Here is a 406-nt window from a genome sequence, read left to right on the forward strand (position 1 = left end):
GCAGGATCCCAGAAAAGCGATTTGAAATCCATTACCTTATCATTATTAATGCTTACTCCCTCCGCTTCCAATAATTCCTGCATACGACTAGGATGTCCAAAATGATGTTTTCCTGTAAGCATTCCTATTCGATTAACCACCCGGTGGGCAGGAACATTAATCAAATTGTGAGCATTATTCATCGCCCAGCCCACTATTCGGGCGGAACCCTTTCTTCCCAAAAAAGCAGCTATGGCCCCATAAGTTGTCACCCGACCCGATGGGACCAACTTTACCACTTCATATACATCTTTAAAAAAATCTTCTTTACTAGCGGACATGTCTTATTATTATCTCAAAATCAAAAGAATAATTTTTAAAGATAAAAGAAAGGAAAAGGATTTTCGATAGGAACCCAAAACTTTGG

1 protein-coding gene is annotated in these 406 nt (G+C 39.2%); it reads right to left on the reverse strand.

Annotated features, from left to right (window positions below):
• Positions 1 to 320 (reverse strand): MGMT family protein (locus tag E1171_RS00155; protein WP_155202978.1); only part of this gene is annotated, 320 nt, incomplete at its 3' end.
• Positions 321 to 406: the final 86 nt, after the last annotated feature.

The sequence above is a fragment of the Xanthovirga aplysinae genome (assembly GCF_009711365.1).
GTDB classification, from domain to species: Bacteria; Bacteroidota; Bacteroidia; order Cytophagales; family Cyclobacteriaceae; genus Xanthovirga; species Xanthovirga aplysinae.